Origin of the sequence: Bacteroides sp. 43_46, from assembly GCF_001915455.1 — a bacterium.
Lineage (GTDB): Bacteria > Bacteroidota > Bacteroidia > Bacteroidales > Bacteroidaceae > Bacteroides > Bacteroides caccae.
In genome coordinates, this window is the sequence record NZ_MNQN01000143.1 from 187,526 (window position 1) to 208,165 (window position 20,640).

At 44.8% G+C, this 20,640-nt stretch carries 11 protein-coding genes; 8 read left to right on the top strand and 3 right to left on the bottom strand.

The window, feature by feature from the left end; all coding sequences use genetic code 11:
• Positions 1 to 48: 48 nt before the first annotated feature.
• The 7 genes from BHV72_RS19445 to BHV72_RS19475 all read left to right on the top strand — a co-directional run bounded on the left by BHV72_RS19445 (position 49) and on the right by BHV72_RS19475 (position 15,511).
• Positions 49 to 714, top strand: a complete 666-nt coding sequence (locus BHV72_RS19445) for an SGNH/GDSL hydrolase family protein (protein ID WP_005676452.1) — start codon at positions 49 to 51, stop codon at positions 712 to 714.
• The gene (locus BHV72_RS19450; protein WP_286857740.1) at positions 715 to 3,873 is read left to right on the top strand and encodes a cyclically-permuted mutarotase family protein; all 3,159 of its coding nucleotides are present in this window, start codon (positions 715 to 717) and stop codon (positions 3,871 to 3,873) included. It abuts the gene before it with no gap.
• Between the two features lie 60 nt (positions 3,874 to 3,933).
• Entirely contained in the window at positions 3,934 to 6,546 is a 2,613-nt protein-coding gene (locus BHV72_RS19455; RefSeq protein ID WP_005680658.1) for a beta-mannosidase, read from the top strand.
• 39 nt (positions 6,547 to 6,585) lie between these two features.
• On the top strand, positions 6,586 to 8,910 hold the full coding sequence (locus BHV72_RS19460) for a glycoside hydrolase family 20 protein (RefSeq protein WP_022042091.1): 2,325 nt from the start codon (positions 6,586 to 6,588) through the stop codon (positions 8,908 to 8,910).
• Positions 8,910 to 10,982, top strand: coding sequence for a glycoside hydrolase family 20 protein (locus BHV72_RS19465; RefSeq protein ID WP_022042092.1), 2,073 nt, complete (start codon positions 8,910 to 8,912; stop codon positions 10,980 to 10,982). Before BHV72_RS19460 ends, BHV72_RS19465 begins: the two co-directional genes overlap by 1 nt.
• Before the next feature lie 132 nt (positions 10,983 to 11,114).
• A complete protein-coding gene (locus BHV72_RS19470) occupies positions 11,115 to 13,865 on the top strand; it encodes a SusC/RagA family TonB-linked outer membrane protein (RefSeq protein WP_502691125.1) in 2,751 nt (916 codons plus the stop codon).
• Between the two features lie 14 nt (positions 13,866 to 13,879).
• Positions 13,880 to 15,511 carry a RagB/SusD family nutrient uptake outer membrane protein gene (locus BHV72_RS19475; protein ID WP_286857747.1) on the top strand — a complete coding sequence of 544 codons (1,632 nt, stop codon included), beginning with the start codon at positions 13,880 to 13,882 and terminating at the stop codon, positions 15,509 to 15,511.
• Positions 15,512 to 15,598: 87 nt separating this feature from the next.
• Here BHV72_RS19475 and dnaJ read toward each other — a convergent pair whose 3' ends face one another.
• Entirely contained in the window at positions 15,599 to 16,774 is a 1,176-nt protein-coding gene (dnaJ, locus tag BHV72_RS19480) for a molecular chaperone DnaJ (protein ID WP_005676444.1), read from the bottom strand.
• 23 nt (positions 16,775 to 16,797) lie between these two features.
• Positions 16,798 to 17,379, bottom strand: a complete 582-nt coding sequence (locus BHV72_RS19485; protein ID WP_005676442.1) for a nucleotide exchange factor GrpE — start codon at positions 17,377 to 17,379, stop codon at positions 16,798 to 16,800.
• Between the two features lie 200 nt (positions 17,380 to 17,579).
• Here BHV72_RS19485 and BHV72_RS19490 point away from each other — a divergent pair, with 200 nt between their 5' ends.
• Entirely contained in the window at positions 17,580 to 19,199 is a 1,620-nt protein-coding gene (locus BHV72_RS19490) for an ABC-F family ATP-binding cassette domain-containing protein (protein ID WP_286857753.1), read from the top strand.
• Positions 19,200 to 19,492: 293 nt separating this feature from the next.
• Here BHV72_RS19490 and BHV72_RS19495 read toward each other — a convergent pair whose 3' ends face one another.
• Positions 19,493 to 20,542: a leucine-rich repeat protein gene (locus BHV72_RS19495; protein ID WP_005676440.1), complete on the bottom strand. Its 1,050-nt coding sequence runs from the start codon at positions 20,540 to 20,542 to the stop codon at positions 19,493 to 19,495.
• Between the last annotated feature and the right edge of the window lie 98 nt (positions 20,543 to 20,640).

Consider the following 20,640-nt stretch of genomic DNA (forward strand, 5'->3'; position numbering starts at 1 on the left):
GCTATAATGAAAAACGGATATGCTAATGAGTAAATAAAAAGAATAGTCATGAAAAAGATCTTTTTTTTAGTGGTCATATTGACCCTGTCTTTGTTATGCCGCGCACAAGAACGCAAATATTCTACGTTTTACTACCAGCGTGCTACATTGTTTGAAGAACTGCCTGTTACTTCCAGTGACATTATTTTTCTGGGAAACAGTATCACAAACGGTGCCGAATGGGCGGAACTATTCAAGAACAAACATGTCAAAAACCGTGGAATCAGCGGCGACATTTGTATGGGAGTATATGACCGTCTTGATGCTATCCTGAAGGGAAAGCCCGCTAAAATATTTCTTTTGATTGGTATTAATGATGTGAGTAGGGGAACTCCCGCCGATACTATTGTATCCCGTATTGAGATGATTGTCAGGAAGATAAAGGCAGATTCGCCTAAAACAAAGCTATATCTGCAAAGTGTTCTTCCGGTCACCGACCATTACAATATGTTCAAGGGACATACTTCCCGTTGGCAGGTTATCCCTGAAATCAATAAAGGGTTAGTCGGCTTGGCAGAAAAAGAAGGAGCGACCTATATAGATTTGTACTCCCATTTTATAGACAAACAAACCGGAAAGATGAACACTACCTATACAAATGATGGTTTGCATCTTCTGGGGAAAGGTTACTTGAAATGGGTAGAGATTGTGAAACCTTACATTGGGAAGAAATAAATGAAAAAGATTTTACTATTATTCGTCTGTCTGTTCGTTTGTTGGATGTTGTCTGCCCAGCAACGGATAAAGGTTGCATGTGTAGGAAACAGTATTACCTATGGTACAGGATTATCTGACCGTGCAACACAATCTTATCCTGTGAAGTTGCAAAAGCTGCTGGGAGAACGTTATGAAGTCGAGAACTTCGGGAAACCTGGCGCTACCCTGCTTAATCAGGGACATCGCCCTTATACCCGACAGGAAGAATATCGGAAAGCATTGGATTTTGCAGGAGATATTGTTGTCATTCATTTGGGTATCAATGATACCGACCCTCGCAATTGGCCTAACTACCGTGATTTTTTTGTGAAAGATTATTTGAAGCTGATTGATACATTCCGTGAGGCCAATCCCGCTGTACGGATTATCATTGCACGAATGACTCCGATTGCCGACCGCCATACCCGTTTTTTGTCGGGAACCCGTGATTGGCATGGAGAGATACAAACGGCTATTGAAACGGTGGCACGCTATGCCGGGGTACAGTTAATCGATTTCCACGAACCGCTTTATCCATATCCTTATCTTTTGCCGGACGCTGTTCATCCTGCTGCTGAAGGGGCTGCGATAATGGCGAGAACAGTTTACTCGGCTATCACCGGAGATTATGGAGGCTTGAAATTATCTCCGCTTTATACGGATAATATGATTCTTCAGCGCGATACTCCTTTGAAGGTTCATGGGATAGCCAATGCAGGAGAGCAAGTAACAGTTTGCATAGACCGCCAGCAGTGGATTACAAAGGCTGCACCGGACGGTAAATGGTCCGTGAAATTATCACCGTTGAAAGCGGGAGGACCTTATACGCTAACAATTTCTACCCCTCATAGAATCTTGAAATATACAAATGTCTTGATAGGAGAGGTTTGGTTATGCTCCGGTCAGTCGAATATGGAATTTATGTTACGGCAGACTATTACCGGCAAAAAAGACATTCCTCAAGCTGCCGACGAACAGTTACGTTTGTATGACATGAAAGCGCGCTGGCGCACGGACGCAGTGCAATGGGACGCTTCCGTTCTCGATTCCTTGAATCATCTTCAATATTATAAGGAGACCGAATGGGAAATTTGTACTCCTGCCAATGCTGCCCATTTCTCTGCAATCGCTTATTATTTCGGTCAGATGTTGCGGGATAGCTTGAAGGTTCCGGTGGGGTTGATCTGTAATGCTATCGGCGGTTCACCCACCGAATCATGGATTGACCGGAATACGTTGGAATATCAATTCCCGGCTATATTAAAAGATTGGACGCGTAATGACTTTATACAGGACTGGGTACGTGGAAGAGCTGCATTGAATGTTAAACTCTCGAAGGAGAAGTTTCAGCGCCACCCTTATGAACCTTGTTATTTATACGAGTCCGGTATTCGGCCGTTGGAGCAATATCCCGTCAGAGGTGTGATCTGGTATCAGGGGGAATCAAACGCTCATAATTGCGAAGCTCATGAGAAGCTCTTTAAACTCTTAGTCGGTAGTTGGCGTAAGAACTGGAAGAATGAGGATTTGCCATTCTATTATGTACAGCTTTCCAGTATAGCTCGTCCTTCGTGGCCGTGGTTCCGTGACAGCCAGCGTAGAATGATGGCTGAAATTCCGAATACCGGTATGGCAGTATCAAGTGATTATGGTGATTCGTTGGATGTACATCCTAGAAATAAAAAACCGGTTGGAGAACGCTTGGCTCGCTGGGCATTGAATAAAACTTATGGAATGCATGATGTGTTGCCTTCCGGACCCTTATTTTGTCGGGCCGATTTTTGTGAAGATGTCGTATATGTTACTTTTGATTACGGCAAGGGGTTGAAGAGTTCGGACGGTGGTCCTTTGCGTACGTTTGAAGTTGCCGAGACAGACGGCGTTTATTATCCCGCAGTTGCCGAAATAATAAACGGTCAGATAAAAGTATATAGCGAACAAGTGAAACGTCCGCGATATATCCGTTATGGCTGGCAACCTTTCACACGTGCAAATTTGGTGAATGAGGCAGGTTTGCCCGCGTCAACTTTTCGTGCGGAAGCGCCCGAATCTTTTGTTGCCGATCTCCATTTACAAAGAATGGAGGGATTTCCTAAGTCGGAGAAAGGACTTAAATCAGGAGTCTCTGCCTGTTATGCAGGAATGCTGAATGGGAAACTGCTGTTGGCAGGAGGTTGTAATTTTCCCGGAATCCCCGCCGATGAAGGAGGAAAAAAGAAATACTATCAGGGGATTTATGTAGCAGAGATGAATCCAGATACAGTGTTTGTCTGGAATAAAGTTGGAGAACTTCCCGTTTCTGCCGCTTATGGCGTTTCTGTATCCTGTTCGGATGGAATCATCTGTATAGGAGGAACTGACGGTCAGGATGCACTAACTTCTGTTTATAAAATCCGCTGGGATGAGAAAAGCGAAAAGAATGGGAAAAATAAGAAGAAAGGGAAAGTCGTCATCGAAACATTACCGGCTTTACCTTATGCTCTAGATAATATGTGTGGGACGCTAATTGGGGAACAACTATTCATAGCCGGAGGAAATAGAAACGGAAAGCCATCCAATTCCTTCCTCCGACTCGATTTAACTAATCTTTCTGTAGGCTGGCATGAGTTACCGGAATATCCCGGAGATGCACGTACACAAGCCGTTTGTGCCGGCCAGCGTAGGGGAGACGACTACCGTTTCTATTTATGGGGAGGATTTGCTCCTTCTACGGAAGGAAAACCGGCAACACTTTCCACAAGTGGTTACTGTTATTCTTCCGTATCTCGGCAATGGATGCCTGTAGCTACTCCGAAAGGAAGTGACGGAGAGGTTGTATCTTTAGGGGGGGGAGCTGCCGTTGCATTAAATGATAGCTTGGTATTATGTACAGGTGGAGTAAACAAAGACATATTTCTAGCGGCTCTACGGTGTCCTGAAAAAGATTACCTCCTTCATCCGGTAGAATGGTATAAGTTTAATGACCGTATATTGGTCTATAATATCAATCTGGACATCTGGCAGGAAGTTGCCCGTACATCGCTGGTAGCGCGTGCCGGAGCTGCGTTAGTGGGGTGGGATAAAACATATTATAATATTAATGGAGAATTGAAGCCCGGTGTCCGTACTCCGGAAATTATAAAAATAACGGTCGAATAATGGGGGAAAATTGACAAAAAAGTAATATCTTTGACTCCGTTAATATCTAATACCCCCACTATGATATTGAATTTGACAGGAAAAAAGGCTCAGATAGCATGCGGACTACTATGTTGTTGTAGCATGGCGTATGCACAGAGTAATGACAATTCAGAAGTTGTACTTCTACACACAGGCTGGGAATTTTCTCAAGCAGGAACAGAACTATGGCGAACGGCAGAAGTGCCCGGTACAGTACATCAGGACCTTATTCACCACAAATTACTTCCTTCTCCTTTTTATGGAATGAATGAACAGAAGATTCAATGGGTGGAAAACGAAGATTGGGAATACCGCACTTCTTTTACCGTTACAATGGAACAATTGGAGCGGGATGATGCCCAGCTCATCTTTGAAGGTCTTGATACCTATGCAGATGTTTATCTCAACGGTTCCTTACTGTTAAAGTCCGATAATATGTTTGTCGGTTATTCGTTACCTGTAAAGCCACAACTTCGTCTAGGGGAAAACTTACTCCATATATATTTCCATTCACCTATCCGGCAAACTCTTCCTCAATATGCCTCCAACGGATTCAACTATCCGGCGGATAATGACCACCATGAGAAACATCTGAGTGTGTTCTCCCGTAAAGCTCCTTACAGTTACGGTTGGGATTGGGGAATCCGTATGGTAACTAGTGGTATTTGGCGTCCGGTAAAAATTCGTTTTTATGACGCCGCTTCCATTAATGATTATCATATCAAGCAACTGTCGCTGACAGAACACTCTGCCGAACTATCTAATGAACTGGAAATAAACAATATACTTCCTCAATCGATTCAAGCAGAAATACGGATTAATTATTCATTTGAAAAAGGAGAAGAAACTGTAATTAGCCGTTCTGTCACTTTGCAACCCGGACTCAACTCTATCCATATCCCTTCCGAAGTCCTGTCTCCGGTACGCTGGATGCCGAATGGTTGGGGCAAACCGGCTTTGTATGATTTTTCTGCTCAAGTTGTCTTTGACGGTAAAGTGGTAGCCGAGCAATCCCACCGTATCGGTTTACGTACCGTCCGGTTGGTGAACGAGAAAGATGCGGACGGAGAATCTTTCTATTTTGAAGTGAATGGCATTCCGATGTTCGCCAAAGGTGCCAACTATATACCACAGGACGCTCTATTGCCCTCTGTGACTACCGAACGCTATCAGACATTGTTCCGTGATATCAAAGAGGCCAACATGAATGTAGTCCGTATATGGGGTGGAGGAACGTATGAAGACGATCGTTTCTATGATTTGGCGGATGAAAACGGCATCTTGGTTTGGCAGGACTTTATGTTCGCTTGTACCCCTTATCCGTCTGACCCTACATTCTTGAAGCGGGTAGAGGAGGAAGCTTGCTACAACATCCGCCGTCTTCGCAACCACCCTTCGCTGGCTATGTGGTGTGGCAACAATGAGATATTGGAAGCCTTGAAATATTGGGGGTATCAGAAAAAATACACTCCGGAAATCTATCAGGAAATGATGTCCGGTTACGACAAACTCTTCCGTGAACTACTTCCCGCCAAGGTGAAAGAACTCGATGCTGACCGCTTTTATATCCATAGCTCCCCTTATCTAGCCAACTGGGGACGTCCCGAATCATGGGGAATAGGCGATAGCCATAATTGGGGTGTTTGGTACGGACAGAAACCTTTTGAATCATTGGATACCGACTTGCCACGTTTCATGAGCGAATTTGGTTTCCAATCCTTCCCTGAGATGAAAACTATTGCTACATTCGCAGCTCCTGAAGATTATCAAATCGAATCGGAAGTGATGAATGCCCACCAAAAGAGTAGTATTGGCAATGCTTTGATCCGTACTTACATGGAACGTGACTATATCGTACCTGAGAAATTTGAGGACTTTGTATATGTCGGACTGGTTTTGCAAGGCCAGGGAATGCGTCATGGCTTGGAAGCTCACCGTCGTAACCGTCCTTATTGCATGGGTACTCTATACTGGCAGTTGAACGATAGCTGGCCCGTCGTTTCATGGTCGAGTATCGACTATTATGGTAACTGGAAAGCTTTGCATTATCAGGCGAAACGTGCTTTTGCTCCTATTCATATCAACCCTATTCAGCGGAATGACAGCTTATGTGTCTACCTTCTTTCCGATCGCCTTGATACGTTGGAGAAAATGACATTAGAAATGAAAGTCATAGACTTTGAGGGAAAAAAGATCAGTAAACCGATGCTATTGAAATCTTTGTCGGTTCCTGCAAATACCTCTCAATGTGTATATCGGACAAAACTTGACGTCTTACTGTCTTCGACAAAACGCCCGCTTTCGGAAGAACTCCTCCACTGCTTCATGCTGCTTACCTTGAAAGACAAATCCGGACATGTGGTAGATGAAACGGTTTATTTCTTTGCAAAGACCAAAGACCTGCTTTTGCCCGAAACGACTATTTCCTATAAAATGAAGCAGACAGATGGCGAATGCGAACTGACACTTCTTTCTCCTGTTTTGGCAAAAGACGTCTTTATCGAAGTTCCATTACAGGGTGCCCGTTTTAGTGACAACTTTTTCGATCTTCTGCCCGGAGAACGTAAAACGATTCTCATTACTTCTCCTCAAATAAAGAAAGGGGAGGAACTGCCTCTGACTGTGAAGCATATTCGTGAGACCTATAATTAAATAATTCTATTAATAACTTAACACCTAATTTTTTAGTTTATGAAACAACTCTTAAAATTAACGGGATGTCTGGCGGTAGCAGGGCTTTTTGCCTCTTGTCAATCGGCTCAGCAAGAAGCTGATTACCAGATTATTCCCATGCCTCAGGAAATTGTAACAGCCTCGGGAAACCCCTTCATTCTGAAGAGTAGTGTGAAGATTCTCTATCCGGAAGGTAATGAGAATATGCAACGTAACGCGAAATTTCTGGCAGACTACTTGAAAACAGCTACCGGAAAAGATTTTGTTATCGAAGCCGGGACAGAAGGAGAGAATGCAATTGTATTGGCACTTGGGACAGAATCCGAAAATCCGGAATCTTACCAATTGAAAGTTACCGGTGACGGAATTACAATCACTGCTCCTACAGAGGCCGGAGTATTTTACGGAATTCAATCATTGCGTAAGTCATTGCCTGTCGCAATAGGTGCGGAGATTGCTTTGCCTGCAGTAGAGATAAAGGATGCTCCCCGTTTCGCTTATCGTGGCGCACATTTTGATACGAGTCGTCATTTCTTTACTGTAGATGAAGTGAAGACTTATATTGATATGATGGCTTTGCATAATATGAATCGTTTCCATTGGCATATTACTGAAGACCAAGGTTGGCGTCTGGAAATCAAGAAATACCCGAAACTGACGGAAATAGGTTCTAAGAGAACGGAAACAGTTATCGGACGTAACTCCGGTGAATATGACGGCAAACCTTATGGTGGTTTCTATACGCAGGAAGAGGCTAAGGAAATAGTAGCGTATGCTGCCGAACGTTATATCACGGTTATCCCCGAGATTGACCTTCCGGGACATATGCAGGCTGCTCTTGCCGCTTATCCCGAATTAGGTTGTACTGGCGGTCCGTATGAAGTTTGGAGACAATGGGGTGTATCTGAAGATGTGCTTTGTGCCGGAAACGATCAGGTATTGAAATTCCTCGAAGACGTATATGCTGAATTGATTGAGATCTTCCCGTCAGAATATATCCATGTGGGTGGTGACGAATGCCCGAAAGTACGCTGGGAGAAATGCCCGAAATGTCAGGCACGTATCAAGGCATTGGGGTTAAAATCGGATGATAAACATAGTAAGGAAGAACGTTTGCAGAGTTTCGTAATCAATCACATTGAGAAATTCCTGAACGACCACGGACGTCAGATTATTGGTTGGGATGAAATTCTCGAAGGCGGACTGGCTCCTAACGCGACTGTAATGTCATGGCGTGGAGAAAGAGGTGGTATCGAAGCTGCCAAACAGAAACACGATGTGATTATGACACCGAATACCTATTTGTATTTCGACTATTATCAGACGAAAGATACGGAAAACGAACCTCTCGGAATTGGTGGTTATCTGCCGCTTGAAAGAGTATATAGCTACGAACCGATGCCGACTTCCCTTACTCCGGAAGAACAAAAATATATTAAGGGTGTGCAAGCTAATCTCTGGACTGAATATATTCCTACTTTCTCTCATGCGCAATATATGGTATTGCCTCGTTGGGCTGCATTGTGTGAAATCCAGTGGTCTACTCCCGACAAGAAGAACTATGAAGACTTCCTGTCTCGTTTGCCGCAACTGATTAAGTGGTATGATGCAGAAGGATACAATTATGCAAAACATGTGTTTAACGTAACAGCCGAATATACGCCGAACCCGGCAGACGGTACATTGGACATCACGTTGTCTACCATTGACAATGCCCCTATCCACTATACATTGGACGGTACGGAACCTACTGCCGCTTCTCCGCTTTATGAAGGTGTCCTGAAAATCAAGGAAAATGCAGACTTCTCCGCTATCGCTGTTCGTCCTACCGGAAACAGCCGTGTGATTTCAGAGAAGATCAATTTCAGTAAGTCCAGCATGAAGCCGATTGTAGCTAATCAACCGGTCAACAAACAATATATGTTTAAAGGTGAATCTACACTAGTAGACGGACTGAAAGGAAATGGCAACTATAAGACCGGTCGTTGGATTGCATTCTATAAAAACGATATGGATATGACTATCGACCTTCAGCAACCTACCGAGATTTCGAGCGTTGCTATTTCTACTTGCGTAGAGAAGGGAGACTGGGTGTTTGATGCAAGAGGATTTTCCGTAGAAGTATCAGACGACGGTAAGAACTTTACCAAAGTAGCTTCCGAAGAATACCCTGCTATGGAACAAAGTGATAAGAATGGTATCTACGAACATAAATTGTCATTCACTCCGGTGAAAACTCAGTATGTAAAGGTGGTTGCCTTGTCTGAAAGTAAAATACCGGAATGGCATGGAGGCAAAGGAAATCCTGCTTTCTTGTTTGTAGATGAAATCACAGTAGATTAATGAATATAAGAAATAGATGCACTAAAGTTTGTCTTTTCTTATGGGTATTGGGGATGTGCTTTGCGGCACATCCTCTTCATGCACAGTCCGTAATCCCTGTCCCTCTGAAAATAGAGCAGGGTACGGGCTCTTTTTTACTCTCAGAGAAAACAAAACTTTATACAAACATTCAAGGTGGAGAAGCTCGACTTCTGGAAAGCTATCTGCAAGCATTACCGGTTCATCTAAAGAAAGGAAAGAAAAAAGATACGCAGAACGTACTTTCTCTGTTGATAACCGAAAAGAGCGAACAGTTGCCTTCTCCCGAAAGTTATACCCTGTCCGTCACTCCGGAACGAATCCTTATCCGTGCAACATCGGGAGCGGGATTGTTCTACGGAATCCAGACACTGTTGCAATTATCTCAGCCTTCGGGAACAGGCTATTCCATTGCTTCTGTTGAAGTGCAGGATAGTCCTCGTTTCGCTTATCGCGGCTTAATGCTGGATGTATCCCGTCATTTCTTTTCTAAAGAATTTGTGAAGAAACAGATAGACGCATTGGCATTCTATAAGATCAACCGCCTGCATCTGCACCTTACAGATGCGGCAGGCTGGCGAATTGAAATCAAGAAATATCCTTTGCTTACAGAATTTGCAGCCTGGCGTACTGACGCCAATTGGAAGACGTGGTGGAACGGCGGACGTAAGTACCTCCGTTTCGACGAGCCTGGAGCTTCCGGAGGTTACTATACACAGGATGATATTCGCGAAATCGTAGAATATGCTCGTCAGCATTTCATCACGATTATTCCGGAGATTGAAATGCCTGCCCACTCGGAAGAAGTGCTGGCAGCTTATCCGCAACTCTCTTGCGCGGGTGAGCCTTACAAGAACGCGGACTTCTGTATCGGAAACGAAGAAACGTTCACCTTTTTGGAAAATGTGCTGACCGAGGTCATGGCGCTTTTCCCTTCCGAATACATTCACATAGGAGGTGACGAAGCCGGTATGGCAGCGTGGAAAACTTGCCCGAAATGCCAAAAGAGAATGAAAGACGAACATCTCTCTCACGTGGACGAACTGCAAAGTTATCTGATTCATCGTATTGAGAAGTTCCTGAACGATCATGGTCGACGTCTGCTCGGCTGGGACGAGATATTGAAAGGAGGACTGGCTCCTAACGCGACTGTAATGTCATGGCGGGGAGAAGAAGGCGGTATTACAGCTGTAACTTCCGGACACCGGGCTATCATGACGCCGGGTGGCTACTGTTATCTGGATAGTTATCAGGACGCTCCGTACTCTCAGCCGGAAGCGATTGGTGGATACTTGCCATTGAAAAAAGTCTATTCTTACAATCCGGTTTCTACTTCATTGTCGGCGGAACAAGCGAAACTTGTGTATGGTGCGCAAGTTAATCTCTTTACTGAATATGTCCCGACTCCCGAACACGTGGAATATATGCTATATCCACGTACGCTGGCATTGGCGGAAGTTGCCTGGTCGGCTCCGGAACGTAAGTCATGGCCGGACTTCCATGCACGTGCCCTGAAAGCGGTAACGGATTTGCAGGCGAAAGGCTATCACACTTTCGATTTGAAGAGTGAGATCGGAAGTCGGCCGGAATCTTTACAACCCCTTACGCATCTGGCATTGGGAAAGAAAGTGATCTATAACGCTCCTTACAACTCCTCTTATGCAGCACAAGGTGATGTGACTTTGACCGACGGTATCCGTGGCGACTGGACTTACGGTGACGGTGCATGGCAGGGATTTATCTCGAAGAACCGCCTCGATGTAACCGTTGATATGGAAAACGAGACCACTATTCATTCAGTCACAGCAGCTTTCATGCAGGTAGTGGGAGCTGAAGTATTCTTGCCTGCGTCTGTGGTTATTTCAGTTTCCGATGACGGAGTCAATTTTACGGAACTGAAGCATCAGGACTTTGTTGTTAACAAGGAAGAAGCAATCAAGTTTTCCGATGTTTCGTGGGAAGGAACCGTCAAGGGACGCTATGTACGTTATCAGGCGCGTGCCGGCAAAGAACTGGGTGGCTGGATATTTACTGATGAAATCATAGTGAAGTAAGCAAATCCCTCGGTAAAACTCGAAAAAAAGAGTCATATTGCGGCTATTAATATCAATAAAAGAAGGAATCTACTCAACCAGATTCCTTCTTTTTTTGTTATATTTGTATTATTACCTTAAAAACTGATAGTTATGATACGACAACACGGTAAACTAACTTTTCTTAGCTTTCTTCTGGTAGTTTCGTGCGGAAATACATTTGCACAGAAGATTCCTGTCATTCCTCTGGACTTGGATTCCTTGATAACGATAGGCTATGCTACCGGAAGTCTGAAAACTCTCTCCGGTTCTGTGGAGAAAATTACGGAGAAACAAATGAACAAAGACCAGGTAACCAATCCTTTGGAAGCGATTCGGGGTAGGGTACCGGGTTTGACTATTCAACGGGGTACGAATGGACCCGCAGCTCTGGATGCAGTGCGCCTGCGTGGAACCACTTCACTGACTAGTGGTAACGATCCTCTGATTATTGTCGATGGAGTGTTTGGCGACCTTAGTATGCTGACTTCCATTTACCCCACAGATATCGAAAGTTTCACGATTCTGAAAGATGCTTCCGAAACGGCACAATACGGTTCACGTGGTGCTTCCGGTGTGATTGAAGTCACCACTAAAAAAGGAATGCAGGGTAGGACGCAGGTAGCCTACAACGGTAGTTTCGGCATTTCTACTGTCTACAAGAATCTTAAAATGTTGTCGGGAGACGAGTTCCGTAGCGTAGCTTCCGAACGCGGTATCTCTATTTTAGATAAAGGTAATAATACTAACTTCCAGAAAGAAATACAACAGACAGGTCTGCAACAGAATCATCACGTCGCTTTCTATGGAGGCTCCAGCACGTCGAGCTACCGTGTATCACTTGGTTTTATGGATCGTCAGGGGGTGATTTTGAATGAAGATATGAAGAATTTCACTTCCAATATGAACATGAACCAAAAGATGTTCGATGGCTTCTTCGACTGCGAACTGGGGATGTTCGGTTCTATCCTGAAAAATCATAATCTGGTTGACTATCAGAAAACCTTCTATTCGGCGGCAACCTTTAACCCGACGTATCCTAACCATAAAGATCCCGTTACTAACTCGTGGGACGGCATCACTACCGCCAGTCAGATAACAAACCCGTTGGCATGGATGCAGGTGGACGATGACGACGCTACTTCGCATATCAGTACACACGCCCGTTTTACCTTCAATTTGATGAAAGAATTGAAATTGGTACTGTTCGGTGCCTATACCTATAATATAGTTGAAAATTCGCAATATCTCCCCACCTCTGTTTGGGCGAACGGGCAGGCTTATAAAGGAACAAAGAAAATGGAGTCTCTCCTCGGAAATATGATGCTGACTTATAAAAAAGGCTGGAAAAAGCACTTCTTCGACGTCCTGGCATTAGCCGAACTCCAGAAAGAGACGTACACGGGATATTATACCACAGTCAGCAATTTCAGCACGGATAAGTTCGGCTACAACAATTTGCAAGCCGGTGCAGTCCGTCTGTGGGAGGGGACAAATTCGTACTACGAACAACCCCGTCTCGCATCTTTTATGGGACGTTTCAACTATACGTATGCCGATCGTTATGTCCTGACGCTGAATGCCCGTACGGACGCTTCCTCCAAGTTTGGAGCAAATCATAAGTGGGGCTTCTTTCCCTCCATATCTGCCGCATGGGTAGTCAGTGAGGAAAAGTTTATGAAACGTTTGCCAGTGGTTGATAATTTGAAATTTCGTATCGGTTACGGTCTGGCGGGTAACCAGAGTGGAATTGACTCGTATACTACACTGAATCTGGTAAAGCCGAACGGAGTTGTTCCGGTAGGCAACTCTGCCGTTGTCTCATTGGGTGATTTGAGGAATACGAACCCCGACTTGAAGTGGGAAGTGAAACACACTTTCAATACAGGTTTTGACGTAGCTTTGTTTGGTAACCGTCTGTTACTTTCCGCTAACTACTACAATTCCCGAACAACGGATATGCTTTATCTGTATAATGTGAGTGTACCGCCTTTCACTTACAACACTTTACTGGCTAATATCGGCTCCATGCGTAACTGGGGTACGGAAATAGCTATTGGTATCACTCCTCTGAAAACAAAAGATATGGAATTGAACATTAATGCCAATGTCACCTTCCAACGTAACAAACTTCTCTCATTAAGCGGAATGTACAACGGCGAAATGATTTCCGCGCCTGAATACAAGAGCCTTGCCAGTCTCGACGGAGCCGGCTTCCACGGTGGCTACAACCATATCGTCTATCAAATGGTCGGTCAACCGTTAGGTGTTTTTTATTTGCCTCATAGCACCGGACTGGTGTCCGACGGGAACGGTGGATACACCTATGGTATTGCGGACTTGAACGGTGGTGGTGTCAATCTTGAAGACGGCGAAGACCGCTATGTGGCAGGGCAAGCCGTGCCCAAAACAATTCTGGGTTCGAACATCAGCTTCCGTTACAAACACTTCGATCTTTCGGTGCAGATCAACGGAGCTTTCGGCCATAAAATCTATAACGGAACATCACTGACGTATATGAACATGAATATCTTCCCTGACTACAATGTGATGAAATCCGCGCCGAAGCAGAACATTAAGGACCAGACTGCCACTGACTATTGGCTGGAAAAAGGCAATTACGTAAACTTTGACTACGTGACGCTTGGTTGGAATGTACCAATCGAGAAGGTGCAGAAACTCAAGAAGTACGTCCGTTCTTTGCGTCTTGCCTTCACGGTCAACAACCTGGCGACGATTTCCGGCTATTCAGGGCTATCACCGATGATTAACAGTTCTACGGTAAACTCTACTTTGGGGGTGGATGATAAACGTAACTACCCGTTGGCACGTATCTATACATTGGGATTGAGTATTAACTTTTAACGGAGGATGAGAAGATGAAAGAATATTTGAAAAAGATTAGTTTGGTGCTTGCTACGTGTACGTTCCTGTTTTCCTGCGATAAATTTCTGGAAGAAAATCCGAAAGATAAGTTGCCCGAAGATGATGTGTGTAATTCCATTTCGGAAGTCTATCTCAATGCTGTTGCTTCGCTCTATACTTATGTGGGCGGTTACAGCGATAGCCAGGGATTGCAGGGAACGGGCAGAGGTGTCTATGACCTCAATACTTTCACTACTGATGAAGCTATTATCCCTACGCGCGGTGGCGACTGGTACGACGGTGGCTTTTGGCAGGGATTATTTCTCCATGATTGGGGTATTGAGAATGATGCCATTCAAGCTACATGGGAGTATCTTTATAAAGTCGTAATGCTTAGTAATAAGTCGCTCGAACGAATCGACAAATTCGCAGAAACCCATTCTGATGCGGAACTCCCGGCTTATCGAGCGGAAGTGCGTGCTATGCGTGCGATGTACTACTATTATCTGCTGGATTTGTTTGGCCGTGTGCCTTTGGTGCAGTCTTCTTCTCCTGCGATGAAAGACGTCGTTCAAAGCGAGCGGAAGACAGTATTCGAATTTATATTCAAGGAATTACAGGAAGTGGCTCCATTACTTTCGGAGGTACACAGCAATCAGTCCGGGCCTTATTATGGGCGTATCACTCGTCCGGTGGTTACTTTCTTGTTGGCAAAACTGGCACTGAATGCCGAAGTTTATACCGATAACGACTGGACGGACAACGAACGTCCCGACGGAAAAAATACCAAGTTCATGGTAGACGGTAATGAACTCAATGCCTGGGAGACGGTCATATACTACTGCGACCAACTGAAAGTTATGAATTATAAACTGGAACCGGAATACGAGACTAACTTCTCTATCTTCAATGAACCGTCCGTAGAGAATATATTCACGATCCCGATGAATAAAACATTGTATACCAATCAGATGCAATACCTTTTTCGTTCCCGTCATTACAACCATGCCAAAGCTTACGGGCTAAGCGGTGAGAATGGTCCCAGTGCAACGATTGAAGCACTCGAAACTTTCGGTTATGGGACAGCTGCCCAAGATCCTCGCTTCGACATCTGTTATTTTGCAGGAGAAATGTATGACTTGAAAGGAGACATTATCAAGCTGGACGACGGTACTGTCTTGGTATATTTCCCTTGGGAAGTAGCATTGGATATCACCGACACCCCGTATGAGCAAACGGCAGGTGCCCGTATGAAAAAGTATGAAGTAGACCCCACCGCCACAAAAGACGGAAAATTAATGGAGAATGACATTGTCCTGTTCCGCTACGCGGACGCTTTACTGATGAAGAGCGAAGCTAAAGTACGCAACGGTGAAAACGGAGACGTCGAGCTAAATCAAGTCCGGAGCCGGGTAAAGGCCGCTCGCCGTCCCGCTACTTTGGAGAATATACTTTCCGAACGCCAGCTTGAATTGGCTTGGGAGGGTTGGAGGCGTCAGGACCTTATCCGCTTCGGAATGTTTACTCGTGCATACAACAGCCGTCCTCAATTACCAAACGAGGAAACCGGTTATACTACCGTATTCCCTATTCCCGAGAAAATACGGGTGATGAATACAAAGCTAGTACAGAATCCGGGGTATTGAGTGGGTTTTAAATAACAAACGCTCCATGTGTCACCAGGCATTCATGGAGCGTTTAATTATTAATAGGAAGAAATTTTTATGTAAGTCTTAATCGAAGAAACTTTTGAACTTCTTGAAGATCTTTTCCTTCACTGACGTACTCGGCTTGAAATTATCCGAATCTTCCATTTTTTCAAGCGCACTCTTTTCCTCCTTGTTGAGAGCTTCCGGCACATAGATACTGACATTCACGAGCAAATCCCCTGTTCCGTATCCATTCACGTTCGGCAATCCTTTACCGCGTAGACGAAGTACCTTTCCCGGTTGAGTACCTGAGTCAATCTTTACCTTCACCTTTCCGTCGATGGTCGGGATCTCCACAGCCCCACCCAAAGCGGCAGTGGGAAAACTCAACAACAAGTTATAAATCAGATCATTCTCGTCACGAATCAAGTCTGGATGCGGTTCTTCTTCTACGAGAATCAGTAAATCTCCCGGCACGCCGTTATGCTTGCCGGCATTTCCTTTGCCACTCATAGAAAGTTGCATGCCTTCTGCCACTCCGGCAGGTATCTGCACTGTCACTACTTCCTCACCGTAAACGATTCCATCGCCACTACACTTCTTACACTTGTTCTTGATGATTTTACCCTCACCGTTACAAGTAGAGCAGGTGGCACGCGTTTGCATCGTCCCTAAAATAGTCTGCTGGTTACGGATCACCGTACCACTACCTTTACAAGTTGGACACGTTTCCGAACCGCCGTCCCCTTCGGCACCACTACCGTGGCACTGGTCACACGGCACATATTTCTTGAGCTTGAACTTTTTCTCCACTCCGGTAGAGATTTCTTTCAACGTCAGTTTCACCTTTACGCGCAGGTCACTTCCGCGATACCGTCGCTGCTGCGAACCTCCTCCGCCGCCGAATCCGCTGAAACCACCGAATCCTCCTCCGCGACCTCCGAAGATGTCACCGAACATGGAGAAAATATCATCCATAGACATACCTTCGCCACCGAAACCGCCGAACGGACCACCGTTACCTGCCGCACCGCTCACTCCTGCGTGGCCGAACTGGTCGTAACGCGAGCGCTTATCCGGGTTACTTAATACATCATACGCCTCGGCCGCTTCCTTGAACTTTTCTTCTGCCTCCTTGTCACCCGGATTCTTGTCGGGGTGATATTGAATCGCTTTCTTGCGGTAGGCTTTTTTAATTTCTTCTACTGTGGCTGTCTTCGTTACCTCCAGTACTTCATAATAGTCTCTTTTCTCTGCCATGCTTTTATTGATTCAAGTTCTTCTTATTCTCCAACTACCACTTTGGCGTGACGGAGTACTTTATCGTTCAATGTATATCCCGTCTGTACGCAATCCAGGATTTTACCTTTCTGTGCTTCCGACGGTGCGGGAATTACGGCGATAGCCTCGTGATAATCAGTATTCAGCGGTTGGTCTTTCGTTTCGATCACCTTCACACCGTTTTGTGCCAGGGTAGCCATGAATTTATTATAAATCAGTTCGACACCTTCTTTCACAGCTTGGACATCCGTAGCCGTTTCCATCGTTTTGATGGCACGTTCGAAATCATCCACCACCGGAAGAATACTGCTAAGGCTCTTTTCGCCACCGTTCAGGATCAGTTCCGCTTTCTCCTTCATAGTGCGTTTCCGGTAATTGTCGAACTCGGCGGAGAGACGCAAATATTTATCCTTCTGCTCCTCAATGGTCTCCTGAGCCGTCTCCAGTTCCTTTTCCAATTCCTCCTCGTGAGTCATCGGGGCGGCATTTTCCGCTTGTTCGTCCTGCGGTTGTTCTTCCGCGTTATTCAGAGTTTCCTCAACGTTGAGTTCTTCTTCCTTCACTTTTTTTTCTTTAGGGTCCATATCTATTTCTGTTTTTTATTCATAATATCAAAATCACATGCAAAAACTTTGCCAAGTTGGTGTTTTTGCCAAAAAACTCTGCAAAGGTAATACTTTTATGTCAGATTGGCACATACGGGATAGTTCATTATTCATTTTAAATGTCTACCTTTGCACACTCAAATTGAAAAGTGTAAATAGTTAAATAGTAAATAGGTAAGATGATTACAGTTTCAAACGTTTCGGTACAGTTTGGTAAAAGAGTGTTGTTTAATGACGTAAACCTGAAATTTACGAGTGGTAACTGCTATGGTATTATCGGCGCAAACGGTGCGGGAAAATCTACATTCCTCCGTACGATTTACGGAGATTTGGATCCGACTACCGGTTCGATTGCTCTGGGACCGGGCGAGCGCCTCTCCGTGTTGAGTCAAGACCACTTCAAATGGGATGCTTTTACCGTTATGGATACCGTAATGATGGGGCATACCGTGTTGTGGGATATCATGAAACAGCGCGAAGAACTCTATGCTAAAGAAGACTTTACAGACGAAGATGGACTGAAAGTGTCCGAACTGGAAGAACGGTTCGCTGAACTGGACGGCTGGAATGCCGAGAGTGACGCAGCCATGTTGTTGAGCGGTTTGGGAATCAAAGAAGATAAGCACTACACACTGATGGGCGAATTGAGTGGTAAAGAGAAAGTACGTGTCATGCTAGCGCAGGCATTGTACGGAAATCCTGATAACCTCCTTCTCGACGAACCTACCAATGATTTGGATATGGAGACAGTGACATGGCTGGAAGAATATCTTTCCAACTTCGAACATACGGTGCTTGTTGTGAGCCACGACCGTCACTTCCTCGACTCCGTCTGTACGCATACAGTCGATATTGACTATGGAAAGATCAATATGTTTGCCGGTAACTACAGTTTCTGGTACGAATCCAGCCAGTTGGCCCTCCGTCAGCAGCAGAACCAGAAGGCGAAGGCTGAGGAGAAGAAGAAAGAGCTCGAAGAATTTATCCGCCGTTTTAGTGCCAACGTAGCGAAGAGTAAGCAGACCACCAGCCGCAAGAAAATGCTGGAAAAACTGAATGTAGAAGAAATTAAACCTTCTTCACGCAAGTATCCGGGTATTATCTTCACTCCCGAACGCGAGCCGGGCAATCAGATTCTCGAAGTTGCCGGATTGAGCAAGAAGACGGAAGAAGGCGTAGTGCTTTTCAACGATGTCAACTTCAATGTAGAAAAGGGAGACAAAATTGTATTCCTGTCACGCAACCCGCGTGCCATGACTGCACTTTTTGAAATCATCAACGGAAATATAAAACCGGATTCGGGAACCTTCAACTGGGGGGTGACTATCACCACCGCTTACTTGCCTTTGGACAATACCGACTTCTTCAATACGGACCTGAACTTGGTGGACTGGTTGAGCCAGTTTGGCGAAGGAAACGAAGTGTATATGAAGAGTTTTCTCGGGCGTATGCTGTTCTCCGGTGAGGAAGTACTGAAGAAAGTGAGCGTACTTTCCGGAGGTGAAAAAATGCGTTGTATGATTGCCCGTATGCAGCTCAGGGGGGCAAACTGCCTCATTCTGGATACTCCTACCAACCACTTGGATTTGGAATCTATCCAGGCATTCAACAACAACCTGAAAACGTATAGAGGAAACATCCTGTTTTCGTCTCATGACCACGAATTTATTCAGACCGTTGCCAACCGTATCATCGAACTGACGCCGAACGGTATCATTGACAAGATGATGGAATACGACGAATATATCACGTCAGACCACATTAAAGAATTGAGAACGAAGATGTACGGAGATAAGTAAGACTCCGGACATTACTGATAATAAAAAAGAGAGCGTATCAAGACATTAGTTTTTGATACGCTCTCTTTTTTAGGGATAATTTGTCATTCAAGTAACTTTGGAGCTACTATGAATTAGCATTCGCTATACATAACTTTATTCGTCTGACTGTTGTCAGACGAATAGAATTATCAACAACAAAGATTGATTTATTAAATACGAGGGGTAGAAATGTGTTAACTCGGACTTAGTTTATAACCGTTGTCTTACTCTGATATAGGGCTATACTCTATATATCAAGGTTATTCCTTTACTTATTTCTTATAAATCAACTTACTCGGCACCCCGTCTCCAAACAGGTTATCGCCCAATGTTGTGATCTTATTTCCCGTAGCCAATACATAGCGGAGATTGTCACATCCCATAAATGCGCCGAACTCGATGGCAGTCACGCTGGCCGGAAGTTCGAGTGTACCGCAAAGACGTCCGCAGTTACTGAATACACGCTGTCCGATCGATTTGAGATTATGAGGTAATTTCATTCTCAATAAATATTTTTTTTGTGAGAAAGTAAAGTCAGGGATAGCTGTTGCGTTTGTTCTGGAAATATCCACTGAAACAAGGTTCGGCATATAGTCGCGGATAAGTTTGAAGTCGGCGTTGTCCAGTTTGCCTTCTATGGTGAGGAAGTTGATGTCTCTGGGTTGCAGACCGGATTTCAGGATTTCTTCTTCCAGTTTGCCCATTGCTCCCACTTGCAAAGTGGTTTCTACCGGTTCCCCCTCTATGAAAGCAAACTTTTCCCACCTATTCTTATAACGGTATTCATCGCTGCTGCCCAGCGGAACGAAAATAGCGGTAATGCTGTCCGCCAATGCCTCCGGCAACAGGTTAGGAGCTGTCTTTTTCCGGATCTGGCAGATTTTCAGGTTCTCGCACCCTTTGAAGGCGGCGTCTTCGATGTTCTTGATTTTCTCGGAGAGAATTATTTTCTCCAGGGTGGCTTTACCTTTAGTCACTCCGTCTACGATGTTCGAGAAAGCGTAAGTAGGGATGAAGTTCGGCATATAAACGCAAAGTTTTCCGTTGGGATAGGTACCGGCTTTCCCGGTGTACATCTTGATGTCTGCATTCGAAATGTCCAATACTTTCAGGTTGGGAAATTCATCACGCAGATGTCTGAAGTCCTCGGCATTTATTTTACCGGTCAAAGTGAGGTGGGTGATACTGTTGGCCTCATCCTCCGTCATCATGGAAATCAGCGTTCCGGGTTTACTTACAAAATAAGTCTTGCTCACTTGGGCGACTGCTCCTAATGCATTGGCAGCCAATATGAAACTAATCAATAGTAGTTTAATTTTCATAATTTTGCAGATTTGTTCAGGCAAATATAGGAAAAATAGGTAAGAGATAGTGTTTTTTTATGTTTTATATCTAATTTTGTAGCCGGATTAACAAATTG

Bases quoted from the DNA above. Each gene is read 5' to 3' on its own strand.
- BHV72_RS19495 (WP_005676440.1), bottom strand. From the start codon at position 20,542: ATGAAAATTAAACTACTATTGATTAGTTTCATATTGGCTGCCAATGCA.
- BHV72_RS19445 (WP_005676452.1), top strand. From the start codon at position 49: ATGAAAAAGATCTTTTTTTTAGTGGTCATATTGACCCTGTCTTTGTTA.
- BHV72_RS19470 (WP_502691125.1), top strand. From the start codon at position 11,115: ATGATACGACAACACGGTAAACTAACTTTTCTTAGCTTTCTTCTGGTA.
- BHV72_RS19465 (WP_022042092.1), top strand. From the start codon at position 8,910: ATGAATATAAGAAATAGATGCACTAAAGTTTGTCTTTTCTTATGGGTA.
- BHV72_RS19485 (WP_005676442.1), bottom strand. From the start codon at position 17,379: ATGGACCCTAAAGAAAAAAAAGTGAAGGAAGAAGAACTCAACGTTGAG.
- BHV72_RS19455 (WP_005680658.1), top strand. From the start codon at position 3,934: ATGATATTGAATTTGACAGGAAAAAAGGCTCAGATAGCATGCGGACTA.
- BHV72_RS19475 (WP_286857747.1), top strand. From the start codon at position 13,880: ATGAAAGAATATTTGAAAAAGATTAGTTTGGTGCTTGCTACGTGTACG.
- dnaJ (WP_005676444.1), bottom strand. From the start codon at position 16,774: ATGGCAGAGAAAAGAGACTATTATGAAGTACTGGAGGTAACGAAGACA.
- BHV72_RS19490 (WP_286857753.1), top strand. From the start codon at position 17,580: ATGATTACAGTTTCAAACGTTTCGGTACAGTTTGGTAAAAGAGTGTTG.
- BHV72_RS19460 (WP_022042091.1), top strand. From the start codon at position 6,586: ATGAAACAACTCTTAAAATTAACGGGATGTCTGGCGGTAGCAGGGCTT.
- BHV72_RS19450 (WP_286857740.1), top strand. From the start codon at position 715: ATGAAAAAGATTTTACTATTATTCGTCTGTCTGTTCGTTTGTTGGATG.